Source organism: Aeromicrobium sp. SP1 (assembly GCF_055663785.1).
Map to the genome: position 1 here is coordinate 444,601 of NZ_JBQVVK010000001.1, position 26,545 is coordinate 471,145.

General features: G+C 71.2%; 27 protein-coding genes and 3 tRNA genes. 18 read left to right on the top strand and 12 right to left on the bottom strand.

Translation table 11 applies throughout. The features are described from left to right. Positions 1-10: 10 nt before the first annotated feature. Positions 11-328, bottom strand: coding sequence for a DUF503 domain-containing protein (locus tag ACT26F_RS02175; protein ID WP_471668839.1), 318 nt, complete (start codon positions 326-328; stop codon positions 11-13). Positions 329-332: 4 nt separating this feature from the next. Next, positions 333-887, bottom strand: a complete 555-nt coding sequence (locus ACT26F_RS02180; RefSeq protein WP_471668840.1) for a TetR/AcrR family transcriptional regulator — start codon at positions 885-887, stop codon at positions 333-335. Between the two features lie 38 nt (positions 888-925). Between ACT26F_RS02180 and ACT26F_RS02185 the strand changes: the two genes are divergently transcribed. Then, positions 926-1,399 (top strand): PaaI family thioesterase, encoded by a 474-nt coding sequence (locus ACT26F_RS02185; RefSeq protein ID WP_471668841.1) that lies wholly within the window; start codon positions 926-928, stop codon positions 1,397-1,399. Between the two features lie 19 nt (positions 1,400-1,418). Here ACT26F_RS02185 and ACT26F_RS02190 read toward each other — a convergent pair whose 3' ends face one another. Then, positions 1,419-1,670 (bottom strand): TFIIB-type zinc ribbon-containing protein, encoded by a 252-nt coding sequence (locus ACT26F_RS02190; protein ID WP_471668842.1) that lies wholly within the window; start codon positions 1,668-1,670, stop codon positions 1,419-1,421. A 137-nt stretch (positions 1,671-1,807) separates the two neighbouring features. On the opposite strand from ACT26F_RS02190, the gene ACT26F_RS02195 reads away from it, so the two are divergent. After that, entirely contained in the window at positions 1,808-3,463 is a 1,656-nt protein-coding gene (locus ACT26F_RS02195; RefSeq protein ID WP_471668843.1) for a hypothetical protein, read from the top strand. A 91-nt stretch (positions 3,464-3,554) separates the two neighbouring features. Beyond that, the gene (gene nhaA / locus ACT26F_RS02200) at positions 3,555-4,814 is read left to right on the top strand and encodes a Na+/H+ antiporter NhaA (RefSeq protein WP_471668844.1); all 1,260 of its coding nucleotides are present in this window, start codon (positions 3,555-3,557) and stop codon (positions 4,812-4,814) included. A gap of 4 nt (positions 4,815-4,818) precedes the next feature. On the opposite strand, the gene ACT26F_RS02205 is transcribed toward nhaA, so the two are convergent. Further along, entirely contained in the window at positions 4,819-5,139 is a 321-nt protein-coding gene (locus tag ACT26F_RS02205; protein WP_471668845.1) for a hypothetical protein, read from the bottom strand. Then, the gene (locus ACT26F_RS02210; RefSeq protein ID WP_471668846.1) at positions 5,136-5,594 is read right to left on the bottom strand and encodes a MarR family winged helix-turn-helix transcriptional regulator; all 459 of its coding nucleotides are present in this window, start codon (positions 5,592-5,594) and stop codon (positions 5,136-5,138) included. Before ACT26F_RS02210 ends, ACT26F_RS02205 begins: the two co-directional genes overlap by 4 nt. A gap of 65 nt (positions 5,595-5,659) precedes the next feature. On the opposite strand from ACT26F_RS02210, the gene ACT26F_RS02215 reads away from it, so the two are divergent. Next, positions 5,660-5,902 (top strand): helix-turn-helix domain-containing protein, encoded by a 243-nt coding sequence (locus ACT26F_RS02215; RefSeq protein ID WP_471668847.1) that lies wholly within the window; start codon positions 5,660-5,662, stop codon positions 5,900-5,902. 8 nt (positions 5,903-5,910) lie between these two features. Next, the gene (locus ACT26F_RS02220) at positions 5,911-6,177 is read left to right on the top strand and encodes an acylphosphatase (protein ID WP_471668848.1); all 267 of its coding nucleotides are present in this window, start codon (positions 5,911-5,913) and stop codon (positions 6,175-6,177) included. On the opposite strand, the gene ACT26F_RS02225 is transcribed toward ACT26F_RS02220, so the two are convergent. Continuing rightward, a complete protein-coding gene (locus ACT26F_RS02225) occupies positions 6,131-8,863 on the bottom strand; it encodes an Ig-like domain-containing protein (protein WP_471668849.1) in 2,733 nt (910 codons plus the stop codon). The genes ACT26F_RS02220 and ACT26F_RS02225 overlap by 47 nt on opposite strands. Positions 8,864-8,948: 85 nt before the next feature. Continuing rightward, positions 8,949-9,024, bottom strand: a tRNA-Lys gene (locus tag ACT26F_RS02230). A gap of 72 nt (positions 9,025-9,096) precedes the next feature. Between ACT26F_RS02230 and ACT26F_RS02235 the strand changes: the two genes are divergently transcribed. Next, positions 9,097-9,831, top strand: coding sequence for a dienelactone hydrolase family protein (locus ACT26F_RS02235; protein WP_471668850.1), 735 nt, complete (start codon positions 9,097-9,099; stop codon positions 9,829-9,831). Here the strand turns inward: ACT26F_RS02235 and ACT26F_RS02240 are convergent. Beyond that, positions 9,817-11,337 carry a phytoene desaturase family protein gene (locus ACT26F_RS02240; RefSeq protein ID WP_471668851.1) on the bottom strand — a complete coding sequence of 507 codons (1,521 nt, stop codon included), beginning with the start codon at positions 11,335-11,337 and terminating at the stop codon, positions 9,817-9,819. The two genes, ACT26F_RS02235 and ACT26F_RS02240, sit on opposite strands and share 15 nt — an antisense overlap. A gap of 83 nt (positions 11,338-11,420) precedes the next feature. On the opposite strand from ACT26F_RS02240, the gene glpK reads away from it, so the two are divergent. From glpK to ACT26F_RS02260, 4 genes are read left to right on the top strand one after another with little or no spacing between them, the layout of a single operon-like run. Then, entirely contained in the window at positions 11,421-12,953 is a 1,533-nt protein-coding gene (glpK, locus tag ACT26F_RS02245) for a glycerol kinase GlpK (protein WP_471671643.1), read from the top strand. Next, complete coding sequence (locus ACT26F_RS02250) at positions 12,950-14,008, top strand: alpha/beta hydrolase (protein ID WP_471668852.1); 1,059 nt, start codon at positions 12,950-12,952, stop codon at positions 14,006-14,008. Before glpK ends, ACT26F_RS02250 begins: the two co-directional genes overlap by 4 nt. Before the next feature lie 16 nt (positions 14,009-14,024). Continuing rightward, entirely contained in the window at positions 14,025-15,809 is a 1,785-nt protein-coding gene (locus tag ACT26F_RS02255; RefSeq protein WP_471668853.1) for a glycerol-3-phosphate dehydrogenase/oxidase, read from the top strand. After that, positions 15,806-16,348 (top strand): nucleosidase, encoded by a 543-nt coding sequence (locus ACT26F_RS02260; RefSeq protein WP_471668854.1) that lies wholly within the window; start codon positions 15,806-15,808, stop codon positions 16,346-16,348. Before ACT26F_RS02255 ends, ACT26F_RS02260 begins: the two co-directional genes overlap by 4 nt. A gap of 29 nt (positions 16,349-16,377) precedes the next feature. Here ACT26F_RS02260 and ACT26F_RS02265 read toward each other — a convergent pair whose 3' ends face one another. From ACT26F_RS02265 to orn, 3 genes are all read right to left on the bottom strand, one after another. Further along, positions 16,378-16,806 (bottom strand): DUF1801 domain-containing protein, encoded by a 429-nt coding sequence (locus ACT26F_RS02265; protein WP_471668855.1) that lies wholly within the window; start codon positions 16,804-16,806, stop codon positions 16,378-16,380. 77 nt (positions 16,807-16,883) lie between these two features. Beyond that, a tRNA-His gene (locus tag ACT26F_RS02270) sits at positions 16,884-16,956 on the bottom strand. A 57-nt stretch (positions 16,957-17,013) separates the two neighbouring features. Continuing rightward, positions 17,014-17,622: an oligoribonuclease gene (gene orn, locus ACT26F_RS02275; protein WP_471668856.1), complete on the bottom strand. Its 609-nt coding sequence runs from the start codon at positions 17,620-17,622 to the stop codon at positions 17,014-17,016. Positions 17,623-17,711: 89 nt separating this feature from the next. On the opposite strand from orn, the gene ACT26F_RS02280 reads away from it, so the two are divergent. Both ACT26F_RS02280 and ACT26F_RS02285 read left to right on the top strand, forming a co-directional pair. Then, a complete protein-coding gene (locus tag ACT26F_RS02280) occupies positions 17,712-18,473 on the top strand; it encodes a DsbA family protein (RefSeq protein ID WP_471668857.1) in 762 nt (253 codons plus the stop codon). 1 nt (position 18,474) lies between these two features. Continuing rightward, the gene (locus tag ACT26F_RS02285; RefSeq protein ID WP_471668858.1) at positions 18,475-19,155 is read left to right on the top strand and encodes a DsbA family protein; all 681 of its coding nucleotides are present in this window, start codon (positions 18,475-18,477) and stop codon (positions 19,153-19,155) included. Positions 19,156-19,163: 8 nt separating this feature from the next. Here the strand turns inward: ACT26F_RS02285 and ACT26F_RS02290 are convergent. Then, positions 19,164-19,237: transfer RNA gene (locus ACT26F_RS02290), tRNA-Arg, on the bottom strand. Positions 19,238-19,288: 51 nt separating this feature from the next. Between ACT26F_RS02290 and ACT26F_RS02295 the strand changes: the two genes are divergently transcribed. The 6 genes from ACT26F_RS02295 to ACT26F_RS02320 all read left to right on the top strand — a co-directional run bounded on the left by ACT26F_RS02295 (position 19,289) and on the right by ACT26F_RS02320 (position 26,542). Next, positions 19,289-20,446: a PrsW family glutamic-type intramembrane protease gene (locus ACT26F_RS02295; protein WP_471668859.1), complete on the top strand. Its 1,158-nt coding sequence runs from the start codon at positions 19,289-19,291 to the stop codon at positions 20,444-20,446. Between the two features lie 62 nt (positions 20,447-20,508). Then, positions 20,509-21,936, top strand: coding sequence for an adenosylhomocysteinase (gene ahcY, locus ACT26F_RS02300; protein ID WP_471668860.1), 1,428 nt, complete (start codon positions 20,509-20,511; stop codon positions 21,934-21,936). Position 21,937: 1 nt separating this feature from the next. Beyond that, entirely contained in the window at positions 21,938-22,639 is a 702-nt protein-coding gene (mtrA, locus tag ACT26F_RS02305) for an MtrAB system response regulator MtrA (RefSeq protein ID WP_471668861.1), read from the top strand. After that, positions 22,639-24,168, top strand: coding sequence for an MtrAB system histidine kinase MtrB (mtrB, locus tag ACT26F_RS02310; protein WP_471668862.1), 1,530 nt, complete (start codon positions 22,639-22,641; stop codon positions 24,166-24,168). The genes mtrA and mtrB overlap by 1 nt, the downstream gene beginning before the upstream one ends. Beyond that, positions 24,165-25,826 carry an LpqB family beta-propeller domain-containing protein gene (locus ACT26F_RS02315; protein ID WP_471668863.1) on the top strand — a complete coding sequence of 554 codons (1,662 nt, stop codon included), beginning with the start codon at positions 24,165-24,167 and terminating at the stop codon, positions 25,824-25,826. Before mtrB ends, ACT26F_RS02315 begins: the two co-directional genes overlap by 4 nt. 65 nt (positions 25,827-25,891) lie before the next feature. Beyond that, a complete protein-coding gene (locus ACT26F_RS02320) occupies positions 25,892-26,542 on the top strand; it encodes a ComF family protein (RefSeq protein ID WP_471668864.1) in 651 nt (216 codons plus the stop codon). The last annotated feature ends 3 nt before the right edge of the window (positions 26,543-26,545 follow it).

The window sequence follows — 26,545 nt, forward strand, 5'->3', positions numbered from 1 at the left end:
GGTCGCAGGCTCAGTAGGAGAGCTCGCCCTGGTCGTCGTCGCTGCTCGTGCCGATGTGCCGGTGGGCCTCGAGGATCTCCACCTCGGGGCGGCCGGCCATCCAGCGCTCCACGGTGTCGAGGACCTGGACGACGTGGGCCCGGTCGATCGACACGAGGCTGCCGCCGATGCCCGCGCGCCGGTACAGGTCGACGGAGTCGGTCTCGGCCGCTGACACGGCGAACCGTCGCTGCAGTTCGTTGACGATCGGCTTGACGATCGCGCGCTTCTCCTTGAGGGAGTGCACGTCACCGAGCCGCAGGTCGAACTCGATCCATCCCACCCACACGGGCTCAGTCTGACAGCAGGCCGTCGATCAGGAGGTGCAGGTGCACCCGCACGTCGTCCATCGGCGCCGTCGACCGCAGTGCGCGGGCGAGCATGATCGCGCCCTCCATCGCGCTGAGCTGGAAGCGCGCGAGCGAAGCCGCGGCGTCGGGCTCGGCCCCCGCCGCCACGAGGACCGCGGTGAAGTGGCCCGTCCAGTCGTCGAAGGTCTCCCCGGCCGCGGCGACGACCGCCGGGCTGTCCGGACCGGCCAGGGCGGCGGCCGCGATCGGGCAGCCGAGGGCGAAGTCGTGGCGCTCCAGCTGCCCGACCCACCAGTCGATGCGCGCGTCGACGTGGGCGTGCGGGTCGGGGTCGTCGCAGAGTCCGACGATGAAGTCGCCGGCGCGCCGGGTCGCGGCGGCCACCAGCTCGGTCTTGCCGCCGGGGAAGTGCTGGTAGATCGACTGCCGCGCGGTGCCGCTGCGCTCGAGGATCTCGGCGATGCCGGTGCCGTGCACGCCGTGGCGGCGCAGCAGCACCGCGGTCGTGTCGACCAACCGGTCGCGAGGAGACGTCACGTTGCCCAGCATAGACCGATCGGTCTATGCTCGTCGACATGACGACGCTTCCCTTCGCCGAGGCCCAGCTGGCCGCCGCGCAGCAGATGACCGGACTGGAGTTCCTGCGGTTCGCGACCTCGATGCCGCGCGACCAGCGCCCGCCGATCATCGGCGACCTGTTCGGGATGGAGATCCTCTCGCTCGAGGAGGGCACCGCCTCGTTCTCGATCCAGTCGCTGCCGACCGCCGCGAACCCGCTGGGGAACCTGCACGGCGGAGCCTGCGCGACGCTGCTCGACTCGGTCATGGGGTGCGCCGTGCACACGACGCTGCCCGCCGGCGCCGGCTTCGGCACCCTCGAGCTCAAGGTCAACTACATCCGCACCGTGCCGGTCGACGGGCAGACGCTCGTCGGCACCGGCACGGTGATCCACGTCGGTCGCAGCACCGCCACGGCCGAGGGCAAGGTCCACGACGCCGAGGGCAGGCTCGTCGCCCACGGCACGACGACCTGCATGATCCACCGCTGACGAGAGCGGTGGCGTCGGGTCAGTCGAACAGCTCCGACAGCCAGTTCTCGCGCTTGCGCTTCTTCGGGTACGAGGACGTCTCGCGGCCACGCGGCGCCTCGTACTCGCGCGCCGGTGCGGACGGGGTGGTCGGTGCGGCCGAGGCGCGATCGATGATCTTGTCGAGCTCGCCGCGATCGAGCCACACCCCACGGCACTGAGGGCAGTAGTCGATCTCGATGCCGCTGCGTTCGCTCATGACCAGGACGGTGTCGTCGGTGGGGCACTTCATGGCTCGACCGTAGGCAACCGGTCCAACCCGGCACGGACTGAACGTCCGGTCCTGCGTGCAGCCAGACTCGGGTTTCGAGGCGCGTGCCGACCGCGCCAAGTAGACTCGGCCCGCCGCACGAGACCGAGGGAGGGCCCATGCGCCGGGCGATCGTTGCTGTCCTGGTGGGAGTTCTGGCGAGTCTGTTCTCGCCGATCGCACCCACCGCCGTCGCCGCCGATCCGGCGTCATCGGGTGCGGTCGATCCCTTGGCCCACCATGCCTGGGTGGTGCTCTTGACGAGTGCAGGGTCCTACGCGACGACCTGGACCGACGACGCCGTTCGCACGTCCGTCGACTCGGCCCTCGCCTACTGGAAGCGTGAGTCCGACGGCGTGATCTCGTCCTTCAGCCGTGAGAAGGCCGTGACGCGCCTGGCCGACGCCAGTACGTCGGGGTGCAACGTGGCCAGCCTCAGCGAGGCCCAGACGGTGTGGACGAAGGCCGCGGTGGCCGCGGGATTCCCCGGTGGCCCGGGCAACCATCTCGTCGTGGTGGTTCCCGAGACCTGCGAGTCGACGCTGGTCCCGGGAACCCGGTCGACGCAGGGCACGGTCGGTGCTGGAGTTCACGACGGGGGAAAGGTGATCGCTCTGCTGGGCACCCACGCGACGGCCTCGATCATCGCCGGACTCTCCCGGAACATGGGTTTCCCCGAGGCCGTGGCCGACCGGTGCACCGGATGCAGGTCCTCGTTCCCGACGGACGCCTACAGCGTCACGGGGAAGGTGATGCGGTCGGCTCCGCAGGCCTACGAACCGACCTTCCTGGGCACGGCTCAGCGATACCATCTCGGCCTCGTGAGGGGGTCCTCGTGGTCGACGATCACCACGCCCACGACGTACGAGATCGAGAGTCGCGGAAACGTCAACGGTCAGCACGGGATCGTCGTGGAGTACGACGGTGAGCTGTTCGGTGTCGACTACCGCTGGGGAGCGAACGCTGAGGACGAGGGCAGCAGCTTCTACGCGCGGCACATGTTGGACACGAACACGGGTTACGTCTACCCGCGAGGTGCGATCACGGTGACGCACCTCGATCCGGCGACGGGTCAGACGACACTGCTCACGCACGGGCGGGAGGATGCCGGCTTCATCGGTGAGCAGACGGAGTTCGACCCGCAGGTCGACTCCGCCACCGGCACCGGGTTCCCCTTTGTGGCGCACGCCAATGCCGGGACGATCACGGTGGTGCCCGGCGAGGGCGCGGTCGTCCGGGTGCTGGCCGATCGGACGTTCCACCCGACGGTGACCGTCACGGGCACCAGACGGGTCGGTGAGCGACTCACCGCCCGGGTGACGGGCGATCTTCCGAACGCCACCCCGCGCATCCGGTGGACCGATGAGGTAGGTAGAACCGTCCTGGCCCGTGGTCCGGTGCTCATCGTGCCGGGCGACAGCGCCGACTCCCGCGTCGTCGCCGTCGTGGACTATCCGGGCCTGCCGAACGTCGCCCAGGCCTCGGAGTACGTGCTGGTCGGGCGCGGCCGAATCAGCGCATCCACGCCGCGTATCACCGGTCGGGCCAGGGTCGGTGCGAAGTTGCGCGCGAAGCCAGGCGCGTGGAGCGCCGGCACCCAGTTCCGCTACCGCTGGTATGTCGGTGGCGTTCGCATCAAGCACGCGGCCAAGTCGACGCTCAAGGTGAGCTCCTCGATGCGTGGCAAGCGCATCCGGGTCACCGTCGTCGGCACGGCACCGGGCTACCAGTCCACGTCCCGCACCTCGGCGGTGACGGCCAAGGTGCGTCGCTGACTCAAGGACGGACGTCGGTTGCCGATAGGCTGAGTTGAGGGTGTGCCGGGAAGTCTGGTCGGCGGCATGTCGCCGACCCTGGAGGAGCCCCATGAACGCGCCGTCCCTGTTCTCGCGTGGCAGTTGGCTCGAGTCCTCGCGAACGGCGGAGATCCTGCGCAAGGAGACCGTCGGCGGGTTGATCCTGCTCGTGTCCGCCGCGGCCGCGCTGATCTGGGCGAACTCGCCGTGGCAGCAGGCGTATCACGATCTGTCCGACTTCGTGTTCGGCCCGTCGGCGCTGCACCTGAGCCTGAGCGTCGAGACGTGGGCGGCCGACGGGTTGCTGGCGATCTTCTTCTTCGTGGTCGGGCTGGAGCTCAAGCGCGAGTTCGTCGCCGGCGACCTGCGTGACCCACGCCGCGCCGCGCTGCCCATCGTGGCCGCCGTGGGTGGCATGGTCGTGCCGGCGTTGATCTTCGTGGCGGTGAACGCCGGCCACGGGACGACCAGCGGGTGGGCCATTCCGACGGCCACGGACATCGCGTTCGCGGTGGCGGTCCTGGCCGTCATCTCGACCCACCTGCCGTCGGCGTTGCGGACGTTCCTGCTGACCCTCGCGGTCGTCGACGACCTGCTCGCGATCACGGTGATCGCCGTGTTCTACACCGAGGACCTCGATCTGGCGATGCTCGCGCTGGCGGCCGTGCCGCTCGCGCTGTTCGCGTTCGTCGTCCAGCGCGGCCCGCGCACGCCCTGGCTGCTGATCCCGCTCGCGCTCGTGACGTGGGACCTGGTCCACCTCTCGGGGGTCCACGCGACCGTCGCCGGCGTGCTGCTCGGCTTCACCGTGCCGGCGGTCGAGCGAGCCGGTCGGGCGAGCATCGCCGAACGGATCGAGCACCTCGTGCGGCCGATCTCGGCGGGCTTCGCGATCCCGGTCTTCGCCTTCTTCGCCGCCGGGGTGACGTTCGGCGGCGGCGTCATGGGAGACGCCCTGCACTCACCGGTCTTCTGGGGCATCGTGCTGGGGCTGGTCGTGGGCAAGCCGGTCGGCATCCTGACCAGCTCCTGGCTGCTGTCCAGGACGACCCGGGCCGGGCTCGACCCGAGCATCGCGTGGGTCGACGTGGCGGGCGTGGCGATGCTGGCGGGCATCGGTTTCACGGTGTCGTTGCTGATCGGCGACCTGGCCTTCGCCGATCCCGAACTCGACGACTTCGTGCGCATCGGGGTGCTGCTCGGGTCGGTGACGTCGGCCCTGCTGGCCGCGGTGGTCCTGAGGTCGCGCAACCGGCACTACCGCCGGGTCGAGCAGGAGGAGTCCGCCGACGACGACGGCGACGGCGTCCCGGACGCCTTCCAGCGCTGACCCGTCAGAGCACCCAGAAGAAGCCGACGACGCACGGCGTCAGGGTGAGCAGCAGCCACGGCAGCGACCGCCAGGTCAGCAGCGGCTTGTCCAGGATGAACCGCGCGACTCCGTAGACGAGCAGCGCGATCGGGACCGACATGACCAGCAGGATGATCTGGTCCGAACGACGATCGGGGCCAAGGGCGTAGGCCGCGCCGATCGCGCCGAAGAGACCGTGGATCGTCGTGACGACCCACGTGATCGCGAGGATCCGGCGCCGGACGAGGTTCAGCGAGGGCTCGTTGTCGTCGAAGGCCACGGGGTTCCGGGTGGTCTCGCTCATCGAGTGGCTCCCGTCAGCGCGTGGTCGGCCCGTTCGATCACGTGGTGCAGGACCTGGTTGACCTGCTCGAGCTCGGCGACGCTCATGTCGAACCGGGCGAGCATCGTGACCGGCACGTCGAGGGCGCGCTCGCGCAGCGCCCAGCCGTCCTCGGTGACCGTCAGCGCGAAGGCGCGGTCGTCGCCGGGCCGGCGGTCGCGGCGCAGCAGGCCGGCAGCCTCGAGGCGCTTGACGAGCGGAGAGACGGTCGCGGGTTCGAGCCGGAGCCGGTCGCTGAGCGCGCGGAGCGTCTGGCCGTCGTTCTCCCAGAGCGCGAGCATCACGAGGTACTGCGGGTGGGTGAGGCCGAGCGGCTCGAGGACGTCGCGGTAGCAGGACACGACGGCGCGCGACGCGACCGAGAGCGCGAAGCAGACCTGTTCGTCCAGCGAGAGGGGATTGCGGGGACCGGGCATGTCATGAGTGTACTGATGATGAGTGCCCTGATGAAATCGGGGTCAGCCGAGCGTAGGTTGTGCGCATGGCCTTCCGTCACCGCACGGCGTACGACGAGTCGGTGCCGCGCGCCCTGCACGAGGCCCGCGAGGCGTACGACGCCGCGACGGCCGAGTACGAGGAGGCGGTCGCGCGGGCACGCCGGGCGTGGGCCGAGTCCCTCGCCGCCGCCGTCGACGCAGGCATGTCCTATCAGGAGATCGCCGACGAGGTCGGGGTCTCGCACACGAGCATCAGTCGCGCGATCAAGCAGTTCGGGGAGCACTGAGCCGACGCATGAGGCGCGTGCACGTGATCGTCCGTGGCCGGGTGCAGGGCGTCGGATTCCGGTGGACGATGCGCATCGTGGCCGAGAGGTCGGGAGCGTCGGGGTGGGTCCGCAACCTCCCGGACGGCAGCGTGGAGGCCGAGGTCGAGGGCACGGACGCGCAGGTCGATGAGGTGCTCGCGTGGCTGGCCGACGGCCCCTCGGGTGCCAGGGTGACCTCGCGCGAGGTCACCGACCTGCCCGTCGGCGGGAGCCGGGGCTTCGACGTGCGCTGAGCAGCAGCCCGGCGCCCACGGCGAGCAGCGCGCCGGCCAGCGTCGCGAGCCACGCCGCCGGGCCACCGGCGTTCGCGAGGTCACCCGAGCCCCAGCCGTCGTCACCGGTGGACCCGCCGTCGTCGGTGGACCCGCCGTCGTCCGTCGATCCACCGCCACCGTCCGACTGCGCCTCGACCACGATCGTGACCTCGGCCTGCGAGCACAGCGGGACCGGGTCCGGCGAGCAGATGCGGTACGTGAAGCGGTCGGTCCCGGTGAACCCGTCCTCCGGGGTGTAGGCGAAGCGTCCGTCGCTCAGGGCAACCGTCCCGTGACCCGGTGCGTCGACGACGACCGGGTCGCCGGCCTCGCCCTTGTCGTTGGTCAAGGAGTCGATCTCGACCGTCTCGCCCGCGGGCGTCCGCGCGCTGTCGTCGGTGGCCAACGGTGAGACCTCGAAGCGGACCGTGCCGCTCGAGCACAGGCTTGGCGTGCCGTCGTCGCAGACGATGACGGACATGTCGTCGCGGCCGGAGAACCCGACGCCCGGTGTGTACATGACGTCCGCGCCGGTGAGGGTCGCCGTGCCCTCGCGCGGGTTCCGGGCGATGACGTAACTCACGGCGTCGCCGTCGGGATCGGTGCCGCGCAGGGTCCCGTCGACCGGCTGCTCGGTGACCGTCCGCCACAGCTCGTCGGGGACGACCGGCGGCGCGTTGGGTGAGCGGACCACGAGGTCCACGTCCGCCTCGGCGCACAGGGTCGGCGCGCTGGCGGCGCAGATGCGGTACGTCAGGACGTCGGTGCCCAGGTAGCCAGGTCCCGGGGTGTACCGGATCGTGTTGTCCGGCCGGACGACGGCGAGGCCATGGGCCGGCGGGGTCGGGATCGTGACGATCACGTCGTCGCCGAGGTCGTTGGCGAGCTGCGGCACGTCGACGGGCGTGTCCACCGTGGTCTCGGCGGTGTCGTCGACGGCGACCGGACGAACGTTGATCGTGATCGTCGCGGAGTCACACGCGGCAGGGACGTAGTTGTCGCACACCTCGTAGTCGAAGCTGTCGATGCCCGTGAAGCCGTCCTCGGGCGCATAGCCGAACAGTCCGGCCGGGGTCACGACGGCTCTGCCGTTCGAGGGCGCATCCTGCAGCGTCGTTCGCAGGCTCTGGCCGGGATCGGGGTCGCTCACGTCGAGCCGATTGAGGGAGACACGCTCGACCAGCGTGTCGTAGGTGACCGAGGCGGCGACCGGGGGGTCGTTCTCGGGGCCGGGCTCGGCGACCTCGGTGACCTGGGTCGTGACCTCGGCGGCCGGCGACGTGCCGTCGTTGTTGCTCGGGTCCGGATCGGCGGTGCTGCTGGTCCCACGCACGACGTTGACCAGCGTGCCGCTCGCCGGCGCGGTGCCCGAGACGGTGCGAGTCACGGTCGCCCCCGACGCCACGCTGTCGAGCTGCCAGGTCACCTCGCCGCCGGCGACAGTGCCGCCGTCGGAGGCGGTCACCCCGGTGAGAGCGGCGGGGAGCTCGTCGACGATCTCGACCGCGTCGGCCGTCGTCGGGCCGTTGTTGGTGATCGTGACCGTGTACGTGATCGTGTCGCCCGACGCCACGGTGCTGGGGCCGGACTTGGAGACGTCCAGGTCGGCGCTCGGCCGGGGCTGCAGGCCCGAGCACCCTGGTGTCGGGTAGTCCTCCGGCGGGACCGCCGAGACGGCCGCCGGGACGACGTTGGTGACCGTGCCCGACTGCAGGTCGAAGATCTGCGGCGGGGTCGGCGGGGTGGTGTCGTTGACGACGATGGGCGACGCGGCTGAGTCGCCGGTGAAGGTGCCCTGCGTCCGGGTCTCGCCGGTGACCCGGTAGCGCCCGAAGCCCGTGACCGTGCCGTCGTTGGACAGTCCGGCGCTGAGGAGGGCACCGCTCAAGGCCTGGCGCCACGTGCCGTTGTTGGTGAAGGTCGCACCGACCAGGGCGAAGCCCTCGTTGAGCGACGACGGAGAGTTGTTGCGCAACGCTGCCTGGGCGAGGAGCACACACTCGTTGTGCAGGGTGCCGGAGCCGTTGACCTCGACGGAATTCGCCTCGAGCGCGCCGGAGTTCTGCAGACGTCCGTTCACGATCAGTCCCGCGGTGATCCGCAGCGCACCATTGTTCTCGAGCGAGGCGCTGCCGTTGACGTTGTAGTCGCCGCGCACCTCCATCTCGCCGTCGTTGACGACGGCGCCGGTCGCGGGCGAGAACGCCTCACGGAAGGTCAGGGTGCCGCCGGCCAGGTTGTGGATGCTCGCCGCGCCGTTGATGTTGAAGGTCCCGCCGGTGACGGTGCCCTCGTTCTCGAGCGAGAACCCGGTGGCGACGGCGGTGCCAGGCAGCGTGACCTCCGCCCCGGAGGCGACGACGAGCGCACCCGCGGCGTTGTTCATGTACGGCGGGGTGAGCACGGCGGACGCTGCGACGCAGAGCGTCGAGCCGGCGGGGAAGGCATCGATTCCTCCGGTGAAGGCACCGCCCGTCAGCAGCAGCGTCTCGCCGCCGGCGACGCTCAACGACTCCGAGCGGTCACCGGTGAGCGTCCGGCTGGGGGAGCTGCACTGCGAGGCGAAGTCCGCCTGGGCCGGCGGGGCGAGCGGCAGCAGCAGCACCAGCCCGATCAGACCCCCGAGCGCAGCCGCCGTCGTTCTGGTCGCCGCCGAGATCGCCATGGTTCACCCTAAGCGGCCCCGGCCGGACGGGCCACGTAGGCGTCCGGAAACGACGAAGGCCCCGGCGAACCGGGGCCTTCGTCGTTGGTACACCCCCTCGGACTCGAACCGAGAACCCATTGATTAAGAGTCAATTGCTCTGCCAATTGAGCTAGGGGTGCCCGCGCGCTGGCGCGAGACAAACATTAGCGCACACCTCCCCGCGACCTGAAATCGAGTGTCATGCTTCGACCGTGACGGCCTTGCAGACGTGGACCCGCGGCAGCTTCTCCGACGTGGGCATCACCCACGACACGTACCGCAAGGGCAGCGGCCCCGGGGTCGTCGTGATCCACGAGATCCCCGGCATGACCCCCGAGGTGATCGCCTTCGGCGAGGAGGTCGTCGCGCGCGGGTTCACGGTCGTGATGCCGGATCTGTTCGGCGAACCGGAGCGACCCATGACCACCGGGTACATGCTCGGCTCGGTCGTCCGCGGATGCGTCAGCAAGGAGTTCACGGCGCTCGCCCTGGGCAGGACGGCTCCCGTGACCCGCTGGCTCGCCTCGCTGGCCCGCGCCCTGCACGAGGACCTGGGCGGTCCCGGCGTCGGCGCGATCGGGATGTGCTTCACCGGCGGGTTCGCCCTGGCGATGCTCGTCGAACCGGCGGTCGTCGCCCCGGTGCTGGCGCAGCCCTCCGCGCCGTTCCCGTTCACCGGATCACGATCTCGCGACCTCGGGCTCAGTCCGGCCGACCTCGACGTCGTCAGGGAGCGGGTCGCGAAGGGCTGTCCCGTCCTGGGCCTGCGCTACGAGGACGACCGGATGGTCGGGCGGCGCTTCGACACGCTGCGCGCGGAGCTGGGCGCGAACTTCACGGCGGTCGAGTTCGCGGGCAGCCAGCACTCGACGCTCACGCTCGATCGCCAGCAGGTGGGCGTGGACGCGGTGCTGGACTTCCTCGACGCGCGGCTACGCCCCGAGTGACTCCAACAGCGCGGAGGCGGCGTTGTGGCCGCCGATGCCGCTGACCGCTCCACCACGGCGAGCGCCGCTGCCGCACAGCAGGATCCGCGGGTGCTGCGTCGCGACGCCCCAGCGGCCGGCGGGCGTGTGCGGGTGCTCGTCCTCCTCGAGCCACGGCCACGCGAGGTCGCCGTGGAAGATGTGGCCGCCGGGCATCCAGAGCTCGTGCTCGATCTCGGTCGGCGTCTTGGCCTCGAGGCCCATCAGCAGGGGCTCGATCGGCTCGGCGAGGTGCTCGTCGAGAGCGCGGAGGACGCGCGCGATCGCGGTGTCCTTCGCCCCCGGCGCGTCGAGGACCTCCGGCGGCGTGTGCAGGCCGAAGTAGGTCAGCGTGTGGGCCGGGGTGTCGCGCAGTGCGGGTCCGAGGATCGAGCGGTCGGTGAGGGTGTGGCAGTAGAACTCGCCCGTCGCCGGAGGCAGTGCCCCGGAGGCCGCGGCGGCCCAGGCGTCCTGCAGCTCCTCGTACGACTCGTCGAGGTGGAACGTGCCCGCGAACGCGGTCCGCGGATCGACCCCGCAGGCCAGCTTCGGCAGCCGCGACAGCAGCAGGTTGAGCTTGAGCTGGGCGCCGGCGGGCTTGGTCGCGGGCGAGTGCCCGAGCAGCCGTTCCAGCACGTACGGCGCCGCCCCGAACAGGACGTGGTCGGCCTTCTCGACGAAACCGTCACCGCAGACCGTGACGTCGACGTCGCTCACGTCGATCCCGTCGACCTCCGAGTTCAGCCGGATCGTCACTCCCGCCTCGGTCGCGCGCCGCGCGAGGGCGTCGGTGACGGCGCCCATGCCGCCGACGGGCACGCGCCACTCGCCGGTGCCGTTGCCGACGAGGTGGTAGAGGAAGCAGCGGTTCTGCACGAGGGACGCCTCGTCGAGCGACGCGAACGTGCCGATGAGCGCATCGGTCGCGACGATCCCGCGCACGACGTCGTCGGCGAAGCGTCGCCGCAGGGCGGTACCGAGCGGCTGCTCGACGAGGTCGGTCCAGATCGCCATCTGCACCTTGTCGCGCAGGTCGCCGATGTGGGGGAGCGGGTGCAGGAACGTCGGCGCGATCGCCTCCGCGATCGTGGCGACCTCCGCGTAGAAGCGTTGCCAGGCCTCGAACTCGGCGTCGTCGCCGGTCAGGTCGGCGAAGGAGGCCCGCGTCTTCTCGCCCTCGTCGGTCTCGACCAGCAGACCGCCGACCCGCCCGTCGCGCTGCCACGGCGTGAACGAGGCCGTGCGTCGTGAGCGCAGCTCCAGGTCCAGGCCGAGCTCGTCGATGAGCTGCTGCGGGAACAGGCTCACGAGGTACGAGTAGCGCGACAGGTGCGCGTCGTACTCGTCGAACGTCGTGGTGCTGATCGCCGCCCCGCCGACGTGGCCGAGTCGCTCCAGCACCTGCACCTCGAGCCCAGCGCGGGCGAGCAGCGTCGCCGCGACCAGTCCGTTGTGTCCTGCCCCGACGATGACGACGCGATCGGCCATGCTCCGAGAGTAAGCCGGAATCGGGTCGATGCGTCATGCGTCGAGTGGCCCGCGACCCGCGCCCGGAAGACGCACCGTCGCGCCTGCCCGCGGCTAGGGTGACGCGCATGAGCGAGCAGTTCGTCGGAGCGATCGACCAGGGCACGACCAGCACGCGCTTCATGGTGTTCGACCACGCCGGCACCGAGAAGGGCCGGCACCAGGTCGAGCACGAGCAGATTCTGCCGCGCGCGGGCTGGGTCGAGCACGACGCCGCCGAGATCTGGCGCAACACGCAGGCCGTCGTCGCCGGAGGGCTCGAGGCCGCCGGGATCACCGCGGCCGACCTCGCCGCCGTCGGCATCACGAACCAGCGCGAGACGACGGTCGTGTGGGACCGGCGCACCGGCGAGCCGTACGCGAACGCGATCGTGTGGCAGGACACCCGCACCGCCGACCTCGCGAAGCGCCTCGACGAGGAGGGCGCCGGCGCCGTCATCCACGCGAAGGCCGGCCTTCCGCCCGCGTCGTACTTCGCCGGCGGCAAGCTGCACTGGATCCTGGAGAACGTCGACGGCGTGCGCGCCGACGCCGAGGCCGGGCACGCGCTCTTCGGCACGATCGACACGTGGCTCATCTGGAACCTCACGGGAGGTCCCGACGGCGGTGTGCACGTCACGGACGTCACGAACGCGAGCCGGACGATGCTCATGCACCTCGAGGACCTCGACTGGGACGACGAGCTGCTCGAGATCTTCGGCGTCCCGCGGCAGATGCTGCCCGAGATCACGTCGTCGTCGGTCGAGTTCGGTCGCACGCAGGCCGACGGGCCCTTCGACGGCGAGGTCGTCCTCGCGGGCAACCTCGGCGACCAGCACGCCGCCCTCGTCGGTCAGGCCTGCTTCGAGCCGGGGATGCTCAAGAACACGTACGGCACGGGGAACTTCCTCGTCCTCAACACCGGCACCGAGATCGTCCGGTCCGAGCGTGGCCTGCTGACGACGGTGGCCTACCGCTTCGGCGACGAGCCCGCCGTCTACGCCCTCGAGGGCTCGATCGCGGTGACCGGCTCGGCGATCCAGTGGCTGCGCGACCAGCTGAAGGTGTTCGCGGAGGCCGCCGACTCCGAGGGCCTGGCCGCGACCGTCGAGGACAACGGCGGCGTCTACTTCGTCCCGGCGTTCAGCGGACTGTTCGCCCCCTACTGGCGGTCGGACGCGCGCGGCGTGATCGTCGGCCTCTCGCGCTTCAACACGGTCGCCCACGTGGCCCGGGCCGCCCTCGAGGCGATCTGCTACCAGTCCAAGGACGTCGTGGACGTCATGGTCTCCGATGCCGGCCTCGAGCTCGAGGTGCTGCGCGTCGACGGCGGCATCACCGCCAACGAGCTGTGCATGCAGATCCAGGCCGACATCCTCGACATCGAGGTCAGCAGGCCCGTGGTCGCCGAGACGACGTGCCTCGGTGCGGCCTACGCGGCCGGCCTCGCCGTCGGGTTCTGGGCGAGCACCGACGAGCTGGTCGCGAACTGGGCGGAGTCGAAACGCTGGACCCCGAACTGGGACGACGAGCAACGCGAGTCCGGCTACCACCAGTGGAAGAAGGCCGTCGACCGCACGCTGGGGTGGGTCGAGTGAGCGCGGGAACCGCGGGCCGGCTGTCGGCCGCCCTGCAGGCGGAGCGGTCGGTCATCCGCGGCTTCGCGAGGCTGCCGGAGTCCGTCGTCGCCCGACTCGGCCGGCGCGCGCCGGTGAACCGGGCCGGTGAGCAGCTCGCGCCCGAGGTCGCGGTCGCGCTCTCGGTGCTGAACCGCATCCCCGGCGGTGACTTCACGGACCATCCCGTCGAGAAGGCCCGGCGCATGATCGAGGACGAGGCGCTCGTGTTCGCCGACACCTTCGAGCCCTTCGCGGTCGAGGAGGACCTCGTGATCGAGGGCCCGGGCGGCCCGATCCCCGCGACCCGCTACCGCGCGACGACGGAGTCCGCCGGTCTCGTCCTGTACTTCCACGGCGGTGGCTGGGTGCTGGGCAGCCGGATCAGCACCGACTCGGCGGTCCGCTTCCTCGCCCGCGAGGCCGGCGTCGACGTGCTGTCGGTCGACTACCGGCTGGCGCCGGAGCACCCGTTCCCCGCGGCGATCGAGGACGCCCTCGCGGCCTGGGACTTCGCCGTCGAGCACGCCCCCAGCTGGGGACTCGACGCCACGAGGATCGTGGTCGCCGGCGACAGCGCGGGCGGCAACATCAGCGCTGTCCTGGCCCAGCAGCTGCGCGGCCGGGAGGTCACGCCCGCCCTGCAGGTCCTGCTCTTCCCGGTCACCGACCTGTCGACGAAGCACCCCTCGTACGCCGAGTTCTCCGACGGCTTCTTCCTCACCGAGAAGCACATGGACTGGTACCGCGAGCGCTACCTCGCGGACGAGTCGGACGCCCTCGACCCGCGTGCCTCGCCCCTGCTCGCCGAGGACCTCTCGGGGCTGCCGCCGGCGTACGTCGCCGTCGCCGGCTTCGACCCGCTGCGCGACGAGGGCATTGCGTACGCGGAGCGCCTCACGCAGGCCGGGGTCGCGACGACGCTCGAGCGCGAGGGCTCGCTCATCCACGCCTTCATCAACATCACCGCCGTCAGCCGTCCGGCCCGCGAGGCGACGTCCCGCATCGCCACGGCGATCCGCGAGGCCGTCCGATGACTGGTTGACTGGGCCCATGCGCACGGTCGCCCTGTCCCCGCAGTACCGCCAACAGTCCCTCGACGCTCTCGCGAGCCGGCACTTCGACGTGCTCGTGATCGGAGGCGGCGTCGTCGGAGGGGGCTCGGCCCTCGACGCGGCGACCCGTGGTCTGACCGTCGGCCTCGTCGAGGCCCGCGACTTCGCCTCGGGCACGTCGAGCCGCTCGAGCAAGCTGATCCACGGCGGCCTGCGCTACCTCGAGATGCTGGACTTCCGGCTCGTCGCCGAGGCGCTCGCCGAACGCAGCCTGCTGATCGAGAAGCTCGCGCCGCACCTGGTCAAGCCCGTGCCGTTCCTCTACCCGCTGACGCACCGCGTGTGGGAGCGCGGCTACGCCGGCGCCGGTGTCGCGCTGTACGACTCGATGGCGCTGCTGTCGGGTCGCGCACGCGGCGTGCCGCGTCATCGCCACCTGACCCGCACGGGCGCGCGGCGTCTCATGCCCGCGCTGCGCAAGGACGCGCTCGTCGGAGCACTGCACTACTACGACGGGCAGGTCGACGACGCCCGGCACACGATGATGCTGTCGCGCACGGCGGCGGCCTACGGTGCGCACGTCGTCAGTCGCACCCGCGTGGTCGACCTGCTGCGCGAGGGTGACCGGGTCGTCGGCGCTCGGGTCAAGGACCTCGAGTCCGGGCTCGAGTTCGACATCCGCGCCCGCCAGGTCGTCAACGCCACGGGCGTGTGGACCGACGAGACGCAGTCGTTCGCGGACGAGCGCGGCCAGTTCCACGTCCGCGCCAGCAAGGGCATCCACCTCGTGGTGCCGCGCGACCGGATCCGCGGCGAGTCCGGCCTGATCCTGCGCACCGAGAAGTCCGTCCTGTTCGTCATCCCGTGGGGTCGCCACTGGATCATCGGCACGACCGACACCGACTGGTCGCTCAGCAAGGACCACCCGGCGGCCAGCGCGAAGGACATCGCGTACCTGCTCGACGAGGTGAACAAGGTCCTCGTCGAGCCGCTCGTGCCCGAGGACGTCGAGGGTGTCTACGCCGGCCTGCGACCGCTGCTCGCGGGCGAGGACGAGGCGACCAGCAAGCTGTCGCGCGAGCACGCCGTGGCGACGGGCGTGAAGGGTCTCGTCGTGATCGCCGGTGGCAAGTACACGACCTACCGCGTCATGGCGAAGGACGCGATCGACGCGGCCGTCCAGCAGATGGGCACGCTGCTCGACCGCCGCGTGCCGCCGTGCTGCACCGAGGACGTGCCGCTCGTCGGCGCCGAGGGCTACGAGGCACTGTGGAACCAGCGGCACGTCCTGGCCGAACGCCACGGCCTCGGAGTCGGCCGGATGGAGCACCTGCTCAACCGGTTCGGCTCGCTCGCGCTGGAGGTGCTCGACCTCATCGCCGCCCGGCCTGACCTGGCCCAGCCGCTGCCCGGGACCGACGACTACCTGCGCGCCGAGGTGGTCTACGGAGTCACGCACGAGGGCGCCCGCCACCTCGACGACGTGCTCGCGCGGAGGACCCGGATCTCGATCGAGACGTTCCACCGCGGCACCGAGTGCGCCGAGGACGCGGCCTCGTTGATGGCCGAGGCGCTGGGTTGGTCGGAGGACCAGCGCGCCCGCGAGGTCGACCACTACCTCAAGCGCGTCGAGGCCGAGCGTGAGAGCCAGACGATGCCCGATGACGAGACCGCCGACGCGGCGCGCATGGGTGCCCCGGACGTCGTGCCGGTGGCGCGCGATGGCGGGGTGCCGGTGGCGCGCGACGTGGACGCGGTCGCCGTTCCGGGGGAGGCCGAGTGAGGGTCCTGGTCGTCGCCGCGACGGCGGCCGAGGCCGCGCACGTCCCGGAGGGGCTGACGGTCGTGCTGACGGGGATCGGCAAGGTCGAGGCGGCCGTGGCGACGGCCGGGGCGATCGCCGAGCACCGGCCGGAGCTCGTCGTGAACGTGGGCACGGCCGGTGCGCTGCGCGCAGGCGTGTCCGGGCTATTCGTGCCCTCGACGGTGGTCAACCACGACCTGTCGGCCGCCGCGATCCGCGCGCTCGGCCACGACGCGGTCGACGAGCTGGATGTCCCCGAGGGCGACGGCACGGTGCTCGCGACCGGTGACCTGTTCGTCACGGACCCGGTCGTGCGCGACCAGATCGGTCGACGTGCCGACCTCGTCGACATGGAGGGATTCGCGGTCGTCCGCGCGTGCGCGGCCGCCGGGGTGCCCGTGCGCCTCGTGAAGGTGGTCAGTGACAACGCCGACGACACGGCACTGGACTGGCCGACGGTCGTCGATCACTGCGCCCAGCAACTGGGGGAGTGGCTGGCCGAGCACGTGACCGCCTGAGGTTCCGGGCCCGGCCGTCGCGCTGGACGTCAGCGTTCGGGCTCGGCGTCGTCGCCGCGGGTCCACGCGATCGCGATGAGCTCGCGCAGGACGTCGAGGTCGATGTCCGCCAGCTTCTTGACGTAGACGCAGCCCGCGCCCTCGGTGTAGGTGCCGAGACGCGGGAGCAGCGCGGCGCCCTCGGGCAGGTCCTTGAGGCCGTAGAGCGACAGTTGGGCCTTGCGGGGCGAGAAGCCGGTCTTGGGCCAGTCGCCGCGGTTGCGGGGGTTCGCGGGGGAGATGTAGCGGTAGCTGCCGTAGCCGACGATCGACGGCCCCCACATGACGGGCTCGGCACCGGTGACCTCGGCGAAGATCTCGGCCAGCTGCACTCCGTCCTCGCGGCGGCGGGCGGGAGTGGCGGCGGCGAGGAACTCCTCGACGCTCGCGTCGGTGGGCTGAGTCTTGATCTCGGCCATGAGGTCATTGTGCCCTGATGTGGTGCAGTCCTCGGGGGAAAGGAAAAGGGGACGTGGTCACCCACGTCCCCATTCGGGGTGGCTGACGGGACTTGAACCCGCGACCACCGGCACCACAAGCCGGGGCTCTACCAACTGAGCTACAGCCACCATGTGCGCCGCCGAGCAGCGCAGCGAGAAGAGTCTAGCCGAGGCTCGGCCGTGGACCTACTCGGGTGTCGTCGCGCCGACGATCTCGGCGGCGACGGCGCGGGCGGTGTCGGTGTCCATGCCCGGATCGGGGGTGAAGACGGTGCGCCGGTAGTAGCGCAGCTCGTCGATGCTCTCGCGGATGTCGGCGAGCGCGCGATGGGCGCCGCCCTTGGCCGGCGCGGCGAAGTAGGCGCGCGGGAACCAGTGTCGGGAGAGCTCCTTGATCGAGGAGACGTCGATGACGCGGTAGTGCAGCCACGTCTCGAGCTCGGCCATGTCGCGGGCGAGGAAGGCCCGGTCGGTGCCGATGGAGTTGCCCGCCAACGGGGTGCGGCCCGGCTCGGTCGCGAACTGTCGGACGTACTCGAGCACCTGCTCCTCGGCCTCGCGCACGCTGATGCCCGTGGCCAGCTCGTCCAGCAGCCCGGAGGTCGTGTGCATCTGTGTGACGACCTCGTTCATCTGCTCGAGCGCGGCCTGCGGAGGCTTGATGATCAGGTCCACGCCGTCGCCGAGGACGTTGAGGTCGTAGTCGGTCACGAGGGCCGCGATCTCGATCAGCGCGTCGTCCTGCAGCGAGAGTCCGGTCATCTCGCAGTCGATCCACACCAGCTTGTCGTTCACGCAGCCAACCCTAGTGCGCGCCGCCGACGCTTCGCCCGCGCCCGGTAGGCTTCCGCCGTATCGTCAGAAGTGCCGCCCGAGGAGCTCCCGTGACCAACGACCGCAAGGCCCGCGCCGCCCGTGCAGAGCAGATGCGCAAGGACCGCGAAAAGGCCGACCGCCGCCAGCGCAACCTCATCACCGTGGCGATCGTGGCCGTCGTCATCCTGTTGATCGCCGTCGCCGGCTGGGGCATCAAGTCGATCGCGGACGCGAACCAGGACGAGACGAAGGTCATCACCCCGAACAACCTCGTCGAGGGCGGGGTCGAGTTCCCGGCCAACGAGGGCGTCGACAACGCCGCGGCGCCGCTCGTGCAGACCTTCGAGGACTTCCAGTGCCCCGTCTGCCAGCAGTTCGAGCAGGTCAGCGGCCCGTTCCTGCAGGAGCAGGCCGCCGCGGGCAAGATCCGGCTCGTGTTCATGCCGCACAGCTTCCTCGACGACCAGGGCGGCAGCACGAACGAGTACTCCCGCCGGTCGACCAACCTCGCGATGTGCGCGGTCGACCAGAACGGCGCCGAGGACTTCTGGAAGGTCCACAACGCGCTGTACCAGAACCAGCCCGACGAGGGCACGGCCGGACCGTCCGACACCGAGCTGATCGCCACGGCGAAGACGGCCGGCGTCACGGTTGACGAGGCGTGCGTCAAGAGCCACCGCTTCGTCCCGTGGATCGACAAGACCAACGACGACCAGCAGACGAAGGACGATGTCACCGGCACGCCGACGGTCTGGGTCAACGGCAAGGTCACCGAGGCCCGCACCCCGGACGATCTGCAGAAGGCGATCGACGCGGCGGCCAAGGGCTGAGATGACTCCCGACCGTCGCCGAGCACTCATCGGGGCGGCGGTCGTCGTCGTGGTCGTGGCCGCGATCGCGGCGACATGGTGGGTCGTCTCCTCGATGGAGGACGATCCCGCCGCCGTCGTCGCGCCCTCCGGCGTGGTCGACGGCGGCGTCCCGTATCCCGCAGCCGGCGACGAGGATGCCGACGCGCCGGTCGTGGAGGTGTACTCCGACTTCCTGTGCAGCCACTGCAAGGACTTCGCGGCCGACGGCGGCGTCTACCTGGCCGACCAGGCGAGGGCCGGCGCGATTCGCTACCGCTACGTGCCGTTCGTCGTGCTCGACGACGCCGACGGCACCGACCACTACTCCAGTCGGGCCGCGTCGGTGGCGCTGTGCGGGTTGGAGCAGGACGGTCCCGAGGGGTTCTGGCGCATCCACGACGCGCTGTTCGCCCACCAGCCGACGCAGGTGCCGACGCCGTCGGACGCCGATCTGGTCGACCTCGCCGGCGAGGCGGGGGTCACCGGGATCGACGACTGCGCGACGCAGAGCACCTACCAGGCGTGGGTCCAGCAGCAGTACGACGAGATCGCGAAGGCGGGCCTCGTGGACTCGACGCCCACGGTCGTGATCGACGGTGAGATCACCGAGGCGCAGTCGGCCGCCGACCTTGCCGAGGCGATCGCGGCGGCCACGCGCTGACCGCGCAGCGCCCCCGGCAGGAGTCGAACCTGCGACCTAGAGATTAGAAGGCTCTTGCTCTGTCCAGCTGAGCTACGGGGGCCTCGCCACAGCCTAGCGGCGGGTGTCCGGACCGGACCCTAGGCTGTCCTGCGTGACCAGCGCCGCATCGACCCTGCCGCCCGAGACGGATCCGTTCCGCCAGCGCGGTCGGGTCCTGCTGGTCGTCCTAGTCTGGATCGCGGCCGCGGTCGGGGTCGCCGGTGCGATCTTCTTCGCCTCGCACTCCGGGTCCGTGGCGGGCACCTCGCTGGCCCTGGTCTACGCCCTCATCCCGTTGCCGATCGTGCTGTGGGCCTACTGGTGGCTCGACCGGGTCGAGCCCGAGCCGTTCCGGTACAAGGCGGCCGCCTTCGTGTGGGGCGCGGTGGTCGCGGTGGCGATCGCGCTGCCGCTCGAGATCGCCATGGCGCGGCTCGGGATGAGCGAGGACTGGCTCACGGCCGTCGGCGCACCGTTCGCCGAGGAGTTTGCGAAGGGCCTGTTCGTCGTGCTGACGCTCGTGCGCAGTCGGCGGATCATCGACGGCGTCCTCGACGGCCTGATCGTGTCGGGACTCGTCGCGATCGGCTTCGCCGCGATGGAGAACGTCGGCTACTACGCCGCCAGCTACCTGGGCTTCGACGCCGACGTGCCCTACTCGGGCACCGAGTTGGCGACGGCGACGTTCGTGGTGCGCGGACTCTTCAGCCCGTTCGCCCATCCGCTGTTCACGTCGGCGATCGGCATCGCGATGGGCGTCGCGGCGCTCCGCTCGTCGAAGCGGGCCCGCCTCGGGCTGATCCTCGTCGGCTACCTCGTCAGCGTCGGGCTGCACGCGCTGTGGAACGGGTCGATCGTCATCGTCGGCGGGTTCGGGTTCCTGATCGCCTACCTGGTCCTGGCGGGGCTGCTGATCGGCCTGGCGGTGCTGGCGATCGTGCTGCGGGTCCGGCAGTTCCAGACGCTCACCCGATCGCTGGAGCATGTCGCGACGCGCGGCTGGATCCATCCGGCCGAGGTGCCGTGGCTCGTGCGCTTCGGCCGTCGGCGCCAGTGCCGCGAGTACGCGGCCCGGTTCGGTCCCGTCGAGGCGGACGCGGTCCGGCGCTACCAGCGGCTCGCCACGCAGATGGCGTTCCTGCACGATGCGGTGATGACGGGCCGGGCCAAGCCCGACGGGCGTGAGCGCACGTACGCGCTGCTCGACGCGATGTGGCACCTGCGCCCGTTCCTGCGCTTTCCCCCGGCGCTGCCCCCGGGCGTGCGGTGAGTCGGCCCCCGTTCGGGCGCGCGATTGGGAGTGCGTGGGAGGCCGCCGGTAGGCTTGCGGGCATGGATCATCACGTCAAGGACCTGTCCCTCGCCGAGTTCGGCCGCAAGGAGATCGAGCTGGCCGAGCACGAGATGCCGGGCCTCATGGCCATGCGCGAGCGCTTCGGCGACAGCAAGCCGCTGGCCGGCGCCCGCATCGCCGGCTCGCTGCACATGACGGTGCAGACCGCGGTCCTGATCGAGACCCTCACCGCGCTGGGCGCGGACGTGCGCTGGGCCACCTGCAACATCTTCTCGACGCAGGACCACGCCGCAGCCGCCGTCGTCGTGGGCCGTGACGGCACCGTCGACGCGCCGGCCGGCACGCCCGTCTTCGCGTGGAAGGGCGAGACCCTCGCCGAGTACTGGGACGAGGCCGAGAAGGTCTTCGACTTCGCCGAGGGCGGCCCCAACGTGCTGCTCGACGACGGCGGCGACATCACGATGCTGCTGCACCTGGGCGTCGAGTACGAGAAGACCGGCGTCGTCCCGCCGCTGGACTCCACCGACAACGAGGAGTTCAAGGAGGTGCTGCGCGTGCTGGCCCGCTCGGTCGCGACCAAGCCGCAGCACTGGACCAACATCGCCAAGGACATCAAGGGCGTCTCGGAGGAGACCACGACGGGCGTGCTGCGCCTGTACGAGCGCTTCCGCGACGGCACGCTGCTCTTCCCGGCGATCAACGTCAACGACTCGGTCACCAAGAGCAAGTTCGACAACAAGTACGGCTGCCGCCACTCGCTCATCGACGGCATCAACCGCGCCACCGACGTCATGATCGGCGGCAAGGTCGCGGTCGTGTGCGGCTACGGCGACGTGGGCAAGGGCTCGGCCGAGTCGCTGCGTGGCCAGGGCGCCCGCGTCATCGTCACCGAGATCGACCCGATCTGCGCGCTGCAGGCCGCGATGGACGGCTACGAGGTCAAGCGCCTCGAGTCGGTCGTCGAGACCGCCGACATCTTCGTCACCACGACGGGCAACTTCGACATCATCCGGGTCGAGCACTTCGAGAAGATGAAGCACCAGGCGATCGTCGGCAACATCGGCCACTTCGACAACGAGATCGACATGGCCGGCCTCGCGAAGATCCCGGGCATCGTCAAGGACGAGATCAAGCCCCAGGTCCACCAGTGGATCTTCCCCGATGGCAAGAAGATCATCGTGCTGTCCGAGGGACGCCTGCTCAACCTCGGCAACGCCACGGGTCACCCGTCGTTCGTCATGAGCAACTCGTTCACGAACCAGGTGCTGGCGCAGATCGAGCTGTTCTCTAAGGCCGACCAGTACGAGCTGGGCGTGCACGTGCTGCCCAAGCACCTCGACGAGGAGGTCGCGCGTCTGCACCTCGACGCCCTCGGCGTCGAGCTGACCGAGCTGTCCAAGGAGCAGGCCGAGTACCTCGGGGTCGACGTGGCGGGTCCCTACAAGTCGGACCACTACCGCTACTGACATGTCGCAGCGCCGCCACAAGCACGATCGCGTGCTCGTCGTCGACGATGATGCATCGTTGGCGGAGATGCTCGCGATCGTGCTCGAGGGGGAGGGCTTCCGCACGCGCGTCGTCCGCACGGGCGACGCAGTCATGGCCGAGTTCGAGGACTTCAAGCCCGATGTGGTGCTGCTCGACCGGATGCTGCCGGGCCTCGACGGCATGGAGGTGTGCCGGCAGATCCGCGAGCTCTCGGGCGTGCCGATCATCATGCTCACGGCCAAGGGCGACACCGGAGACATCGTCGACGGCCTCGAGGTCGGCGCCGACGACTACATCACCAAGCCGTTCCGCAACAACGAGCTGATCGCGCGGATCCGCGCCCGGCTGCGCCGCAGCGACCCGCTCGCCGCCCGGATCGAGTTCGGGGCGATCGTCCTGGACCCGCAGGCGCACACCGTCACCCGCGACGGCCGCCCGGTGTCGCTGACCCCGCTGGAGTTCGACCTGCTCGCGTGCCTGATCGCCGCGCCCGAGCAGGTCTTCAGTCGCGAGGTGCTGCTGCAGAAGGTCTGGGGCTACCACCACCCGGGCGACACGAAGCTCGTCAACGTGCACATGACCCGGCTGCGCCAGAAGATCGAGGACGACGCCGACGACCCGCAGGTGATCCGCACCGTGCGCGGCGTGGGCTACCAGGCGATCGACCCGGCGATCCGCTGATGCGCCGGCTCGTCGGCCTGTGGCGGCGCTCGCTGCGCTTCCGGGTCGTGCTGAACACCGTGCTGCTCAGCACGGCGGTGATCCTGGCCGTGGGCTGGGCGCTGCTGCGCGACGTGGCCGGCGGGCTGGCCGAGAACCGGCGCGACGCCGCGATCGCCGAGGCCCGCGCGGGCTTCGAGCAGGCGCAGTCCCAGCTCGACGCCGCGGTCGACACCGAGCCGGCCCCGCAGTCGCAGGCGCTCACCCAGCTCGTCGACTCGCTCGCCGCCACGCGCGGCGAGAACCGCTCGTACGAGCTCGTGCTGCAGGGACCGCTCGCCCAGCCCGGCGGCGCACCGGTGCGTGCCTCGGGCGACGTCGGGATCGACGAGGTGCCCGCCGACCTCGTCAGGGAGGTCGGGTCGGAGCAGGGCACGTTCTGGACCTTCTCGGAGCTGTCCACGTTCGGCTCGGACGGGGAGATCCCGGTCGTGACGGTCGGCAGCCGGGTCACGGCGCCCGGCTCGAACGACCAGTACGCGCTCTACTACGTCTTCTCGATGGCCGACCAGCAGGAGACGCTCGACCTCGTGCGCAACGCCCTGCTCGCCGGTGGCCTGGTGCTGCTGGTGATGGTCGCGATCGTGTCGTGGCTCGTCGCCCGTCAGGTGGTCGACCCGCTGCGGCTGGCCCGTCGGATCGCCGAGCGCTTCGCGGCCGGAAACCTCGAGCAGCGCATGCACGTGCGGGGCGAGGACGACATCGCCCGCCTCGCGACGGCGTTCAACCAGATGGCCGAGAGTCTGCAGAGCCAGATCCGCCGGCTGGAGAACCTCTCGCGCCTGCAGCAGCGGTTCGTCTCGGACGTCTCGCACGAGCTGCGCACCCCGCTCACGACGGTGCAGATGGCCAGCCAGGTCCTGCTCGACGCCCGGCGCGACTTCGACTCTCAGACCGCCCGTGCCGCCGAGCTCCTGCACACCGAGCTGGATCGGTTCGAGGACCTGCTCTCGGACCTGCTCGACCTGAGCCGCTTCGACGCGGGTGCGGCCACCCTCGAGCTCGATCCCGTCGACCTCGCGGAGGTCGCTCGCAGCGCCGCCGGCAGCGAGGCGCTCACGCGCGCCGGGATGGTGGGCCGGGCCCACGGGGTGAACCGGCCGGCCGTGGTCGACGCCGACATCCGACGCGTCGACCGCATGGTGCGGAACCTCATCGTGAACGCCTCCCGGTACAGCAAGTCCGCGAGCGTCGACGTGATCGTCTCCCAGGCGCCCGACCGGGTCTCGCTCGCGGTGCGTGACCACGGGATCGGCATGACGCCCGAGGAGGTCCGCCGCGTCTTCGACCGGTTCTGGCGCGGCGACCCCGCCCGATCGCAGGGCGGGACCGGCCTCGGCCTGGCCATCGCCCGCGAGGACGCGGCACTGCACGGTGGCACCCTCGAGGTGTGGTCACGCGAGAACCGGGGCACGGAGTTCGTCCTCACGCTGCCGCGCAAGCCCGGCGAGCGCGTGTGGGAGCCGGTCTCGAAGTCGGTGTACGCATGAACGGCGTCCGCTGGACGCGTCGCGTCGCCATGGTCGCGGCCATCGTCGTCGTCACCGCCGGGTGCGCGGCGATCCCGACCTCCGGCCCGGTCGAGCGTGTCGAGGACGAGTCCGGTCTGGGCGAGAGCACCGTCCGGTACACGCCGGCGGGGCCGGCGCCGGGGGCGAGCGAGCCGCAGATCATCCGCGGTTTCCTCGACGCGATGCTGGCGTACCCGGTGACGCATAAGGTCGCCGCCGAGTACCTCACGCCCGAGGCCGCGCGGACCTGGCGTCCCGGCACCCGCACGACCGTCTACACGAGCGCGGACGTCTTCTCGACGCGACGCGGCAGGGCCTGGATCGACCTGGCGGCCGAGTCGCGGCTCGACGCGCAGGGGCGGCTGAGCCACCTGACCGGATCGAACCGGGTCGACGTCCGGCTCAAGCGGGTCGACGGGGAGTGGCGGATCGCGACGCCGCCGGACGGCGTGCTCGTCAGCCACGACTGGTTCGACGACTACGTGCGGCCGTTCGACCTGTTCTTCCTCGACGGCGCGGGGGAGCGGCTCGTCACGGTGCCCGTCCACGAGGTCGTCGGCGACCAGTTGGCGACCTCCCTCATGACGAGCCTCGCGATCGGGCCCACGGATCAGGACCCGCCGGGCCTCACGACGGCCGTCCCGCCCGCCTCCGACCTGAGGTCCTCGGTGCCCGTCGTGGAGGGGGTCGCGCAGGTCGACTTCTCGACTCGCGTGGGCGAGCTGACGACGAACGACCAGAAGCGGCTCTCGGCACAGATCGCGTGGACGCTGCGCCAGATCCCCGCCGTCACGAGCATCCAGATCACCGGCGACGGAACCGTCGTCGCGCCCAACGGCGACGCGGTCCAGGACGCCTACGGCTGGGCCTCGTTCGGTCCGGACAAGTCCCGCCGGTGGGCGATCGTCGTGACGGCGGGCGCGGCCCAGCAGGTCGACCGCTCCTCGCGCCAGCCCCTGCCGGGAGCATGGGGCGACGATGCCGAGGGCGCCGTCATGGTCACCACCGGCGGCGACCGCGCCGTGGGGGTGTGGCCCGACCGGGCTCGGGTCACCGACGCCGCAGGACGTGACCCGGTCGACGTCGTGGGCGCGCGATTCCTGCGCCCCGTCGTCGACGTGGAGGGTCTGGCGTGGCTCGTCGACCGGCCCGGCGACACGGCCCGCGTCCGGGTCTCCGACGGCACCCGGGTCACGACGGTGAGGGCACCGGGCCTGCCGGAGGTCAGCTCGTTCTCGGTGTCGCCGGACGGCGCCCGGTACGCCGCGACCGCGGACGGTGCCCTCCTCGTCGGGGACATCGAGCGACAGGACGGCACCGTGGTCGGCCTGACCCGGCCGACCCGCGTCACGACGGGCGAGGCGGCCCGTCAGGTCGTCTGGGTGCAGACGGCGCGGGTGGCCTACCTGGCACCGGACGGATCGCAGGTGATGTCGGTCCGGATCGACGGGACGGGCCACGTCTCGGGCTGGCCCGGTGGCGGGCAGCTGCTCCCGGATGTCCAGCCGACGGCACTGCTGGCCACGGCCGCTCCCGAGGCCGATCTCTACGTCCTGGGCGCCGACGGATCCCTGTGGGTGCTCGACGACACGCGCTGGGTCGAGCTCGGGATCCCCGAGGTCCGCGGCATCGCCTGAGCCGTCGTCCACAGGCGGTCGGGAGCGTCTCGACGGGCCCCGCCCGACCTGCCGAGACTGGCTCCATGCGCGACCTGTGGCACGCCGCGGCCGACCTCGTCCTCGGCCTGCGCTGCCCCTCGTGCGGATCGCCCGGACCCGGGATCTGCCGGCCGTGCGCCACCCTCGTCGTGCCCGACCCGTTCTCCGTGCCGGTGCCCGGCCTGGAGGTCGTCGCCGCCGGCCGACACGCCGACCTGCTGCGCGATGCGCTCCTGGCGTGGAAGGTCGGCGGCCGTTCCGGGCACGACGTCCTGATGGCCCATCACCTCGCGGCCGCGGTCGTGCCGCTGCTGGGGGAGCGCACCGTCGTCGCGCTCGTCCCGGTGCCCACGACCCGCCGCGCCCGACGTGAGCGTGGCCGCGACCTCGTCGGCGACGTGTCACGCCGGGCGGCCCGGATGCTCGCCGTGGCAGGGGTCGACGCGAGGGTCGTGCCGGCGCTGCGACTCGCGCGCCAGCCCGCCGACCAGCACGGTCTCGGGGCCGACGAACGCCGCCGGAACGTCGCGTACAGCATGCGTGCCGCGACCCTTCCGCGCGCGCCGGTCGTGGTGGTCGACGACGTCGTCACGACGGGCGCGACCCTGCGTGAGGCGGCGCGGGCCCTGGCGGAGCGGGGCCCGGTCGAGATCCTTGGTGCCGCTGCAGTCGCGGCGGCGATTCGGCAGGCCTGAGCG

Excerpts from the sequence above, each read along its gene's own strand:
- ACT26F_RS02185 (WP_471668841.1), top strand. The coding sequence starts at position 926 with ATGACGACGCTTCCCTTCGCCGAGGCCCAGCTGGCCGCCGCGCAGCAG.
- ACT26F_RS02190 (WP_471668842.1), bottom strand. The coding sequence starts at position 1,670 with ATGAAGTGCCCCACCGACGACACCGTCCTGGTCATGAGCGAACGCAGC.
- ACT26F_RS02195 (WP_471668843.1), top strand. The coding sequence starts at position 1,808 with ATGCGCCGGGCGATCGTTGCTGTCCTGGTGGGAGTTCTGGCGAGTCTG.
- nhaA (WP_471668844.1), top strand. The coding sequence starts at position 3,555 with ATGAACGCGCCGTCCCTGTTCTCGCGTGGCAGTTGGCTCGAGTCCTCG.
- ACT26F_RS02205 (WP_471668845.1), bottom strand. The coding sequence starts at position 5,139 with ATGAGCGAGACCACCCGGAACCCCGTGGCCTTCGACGACAACGAGCCC.
- ACT26F_RS02210 (WP_471668846.1), bottom strand. The coding sequence starts at position 5,594 with ATGCCCGGTCCCCGCAATCCCCTCTCGCTGGACGAACAGGTCTGCTTC.
- ACT26F_RS02215 (WP_471668847.1), top strand. The coding sequence starts at position 5,660 with ATGGCCTTCCGTCACCGCACGGCGTACGACGAGTCGGTGCCGCGCGCC.
- ACT26F_RS02220 (WP_471668848.1), top strand. The coding sequence starts at position 5,911 with ATGAGGCGCGTGCACGTGATCGTCCGTGGCCGGGTGCAGGGCGTCGGA.
- ACT26F_RS02225 (WP_471668849.1), bottom strand. The coding sequence starts at position 8,863 with ATGGCGATCTCGGCGGCGACCAGAACGACGGCGGCTGCGCTCGGGGGT.
- ACT26F_RS02240 (WP_471668851.1), bottom strand. The coding sequence starts at position 11,337 with ATGGCCGATCGCGTCGTCATCGTCGGGGCAGGACACAACGGACTGGTC.
- ACT26F_RS02255 (WP_471668853.1), top strand. The coding sequence starts at position 14,025 with ATGCGCACGGTCGCCCTGTCCCCGCAGTACCGCCAACAGTCCCTCGAC.
- ACT26F_RS02265 (WP_471668855.1), bottom strand. The coding sequence starts at position 16,806 with ATGGCCGAGATCAAGACTCAGCCCACCGACGCGAGCGTCGAGGAGTTC.
- ACT26F_RS02285 (WP_471668858.1), top strand. The coding sequence starts at position 18,475 with ATGACTCCCGACCGTCGCCGAGCACTCATCGGGGCGGCGGTCGTCGTC.
- ahcY (WP_471668860.1), top strand. The coding sequence starts at position 20,509 with ATGGATCATCACGTCAAGGACCTGTCCCTCGCCGAGTTCGGCCGCAAG.
- mtrA (WP_471668861.1), top strand. The coding sequence starts at position 21,938 with ATGTCGCAGCGCCGCCACAAGCACGATCGCGTGCTCGTCGTCGACGAT.
- mtrB (WP_471668862.1), top strand. The coding sequence starts at position 22,639 with ATGCGCCGGCTCGTCGGCCTGTGGCGGCGCTCGCTGCGCTTCCGGGTC.
- ACT26F_RS02315 (WP_471668863.1), top strand. The coding sequence starts at position 24,165 with ATGAACGGCGTCCGCTGGACGCGTCGCGTCGCCATGGTCGCGGCCATC.
- ACT26F_RS02320 (WP_471668864.1), top strand. The coding sequence starts at position 25,892 with ATGCGCGACCTGTGGCACGCCGCGGCCGACCTCGTCCTCGGCCTGCGC.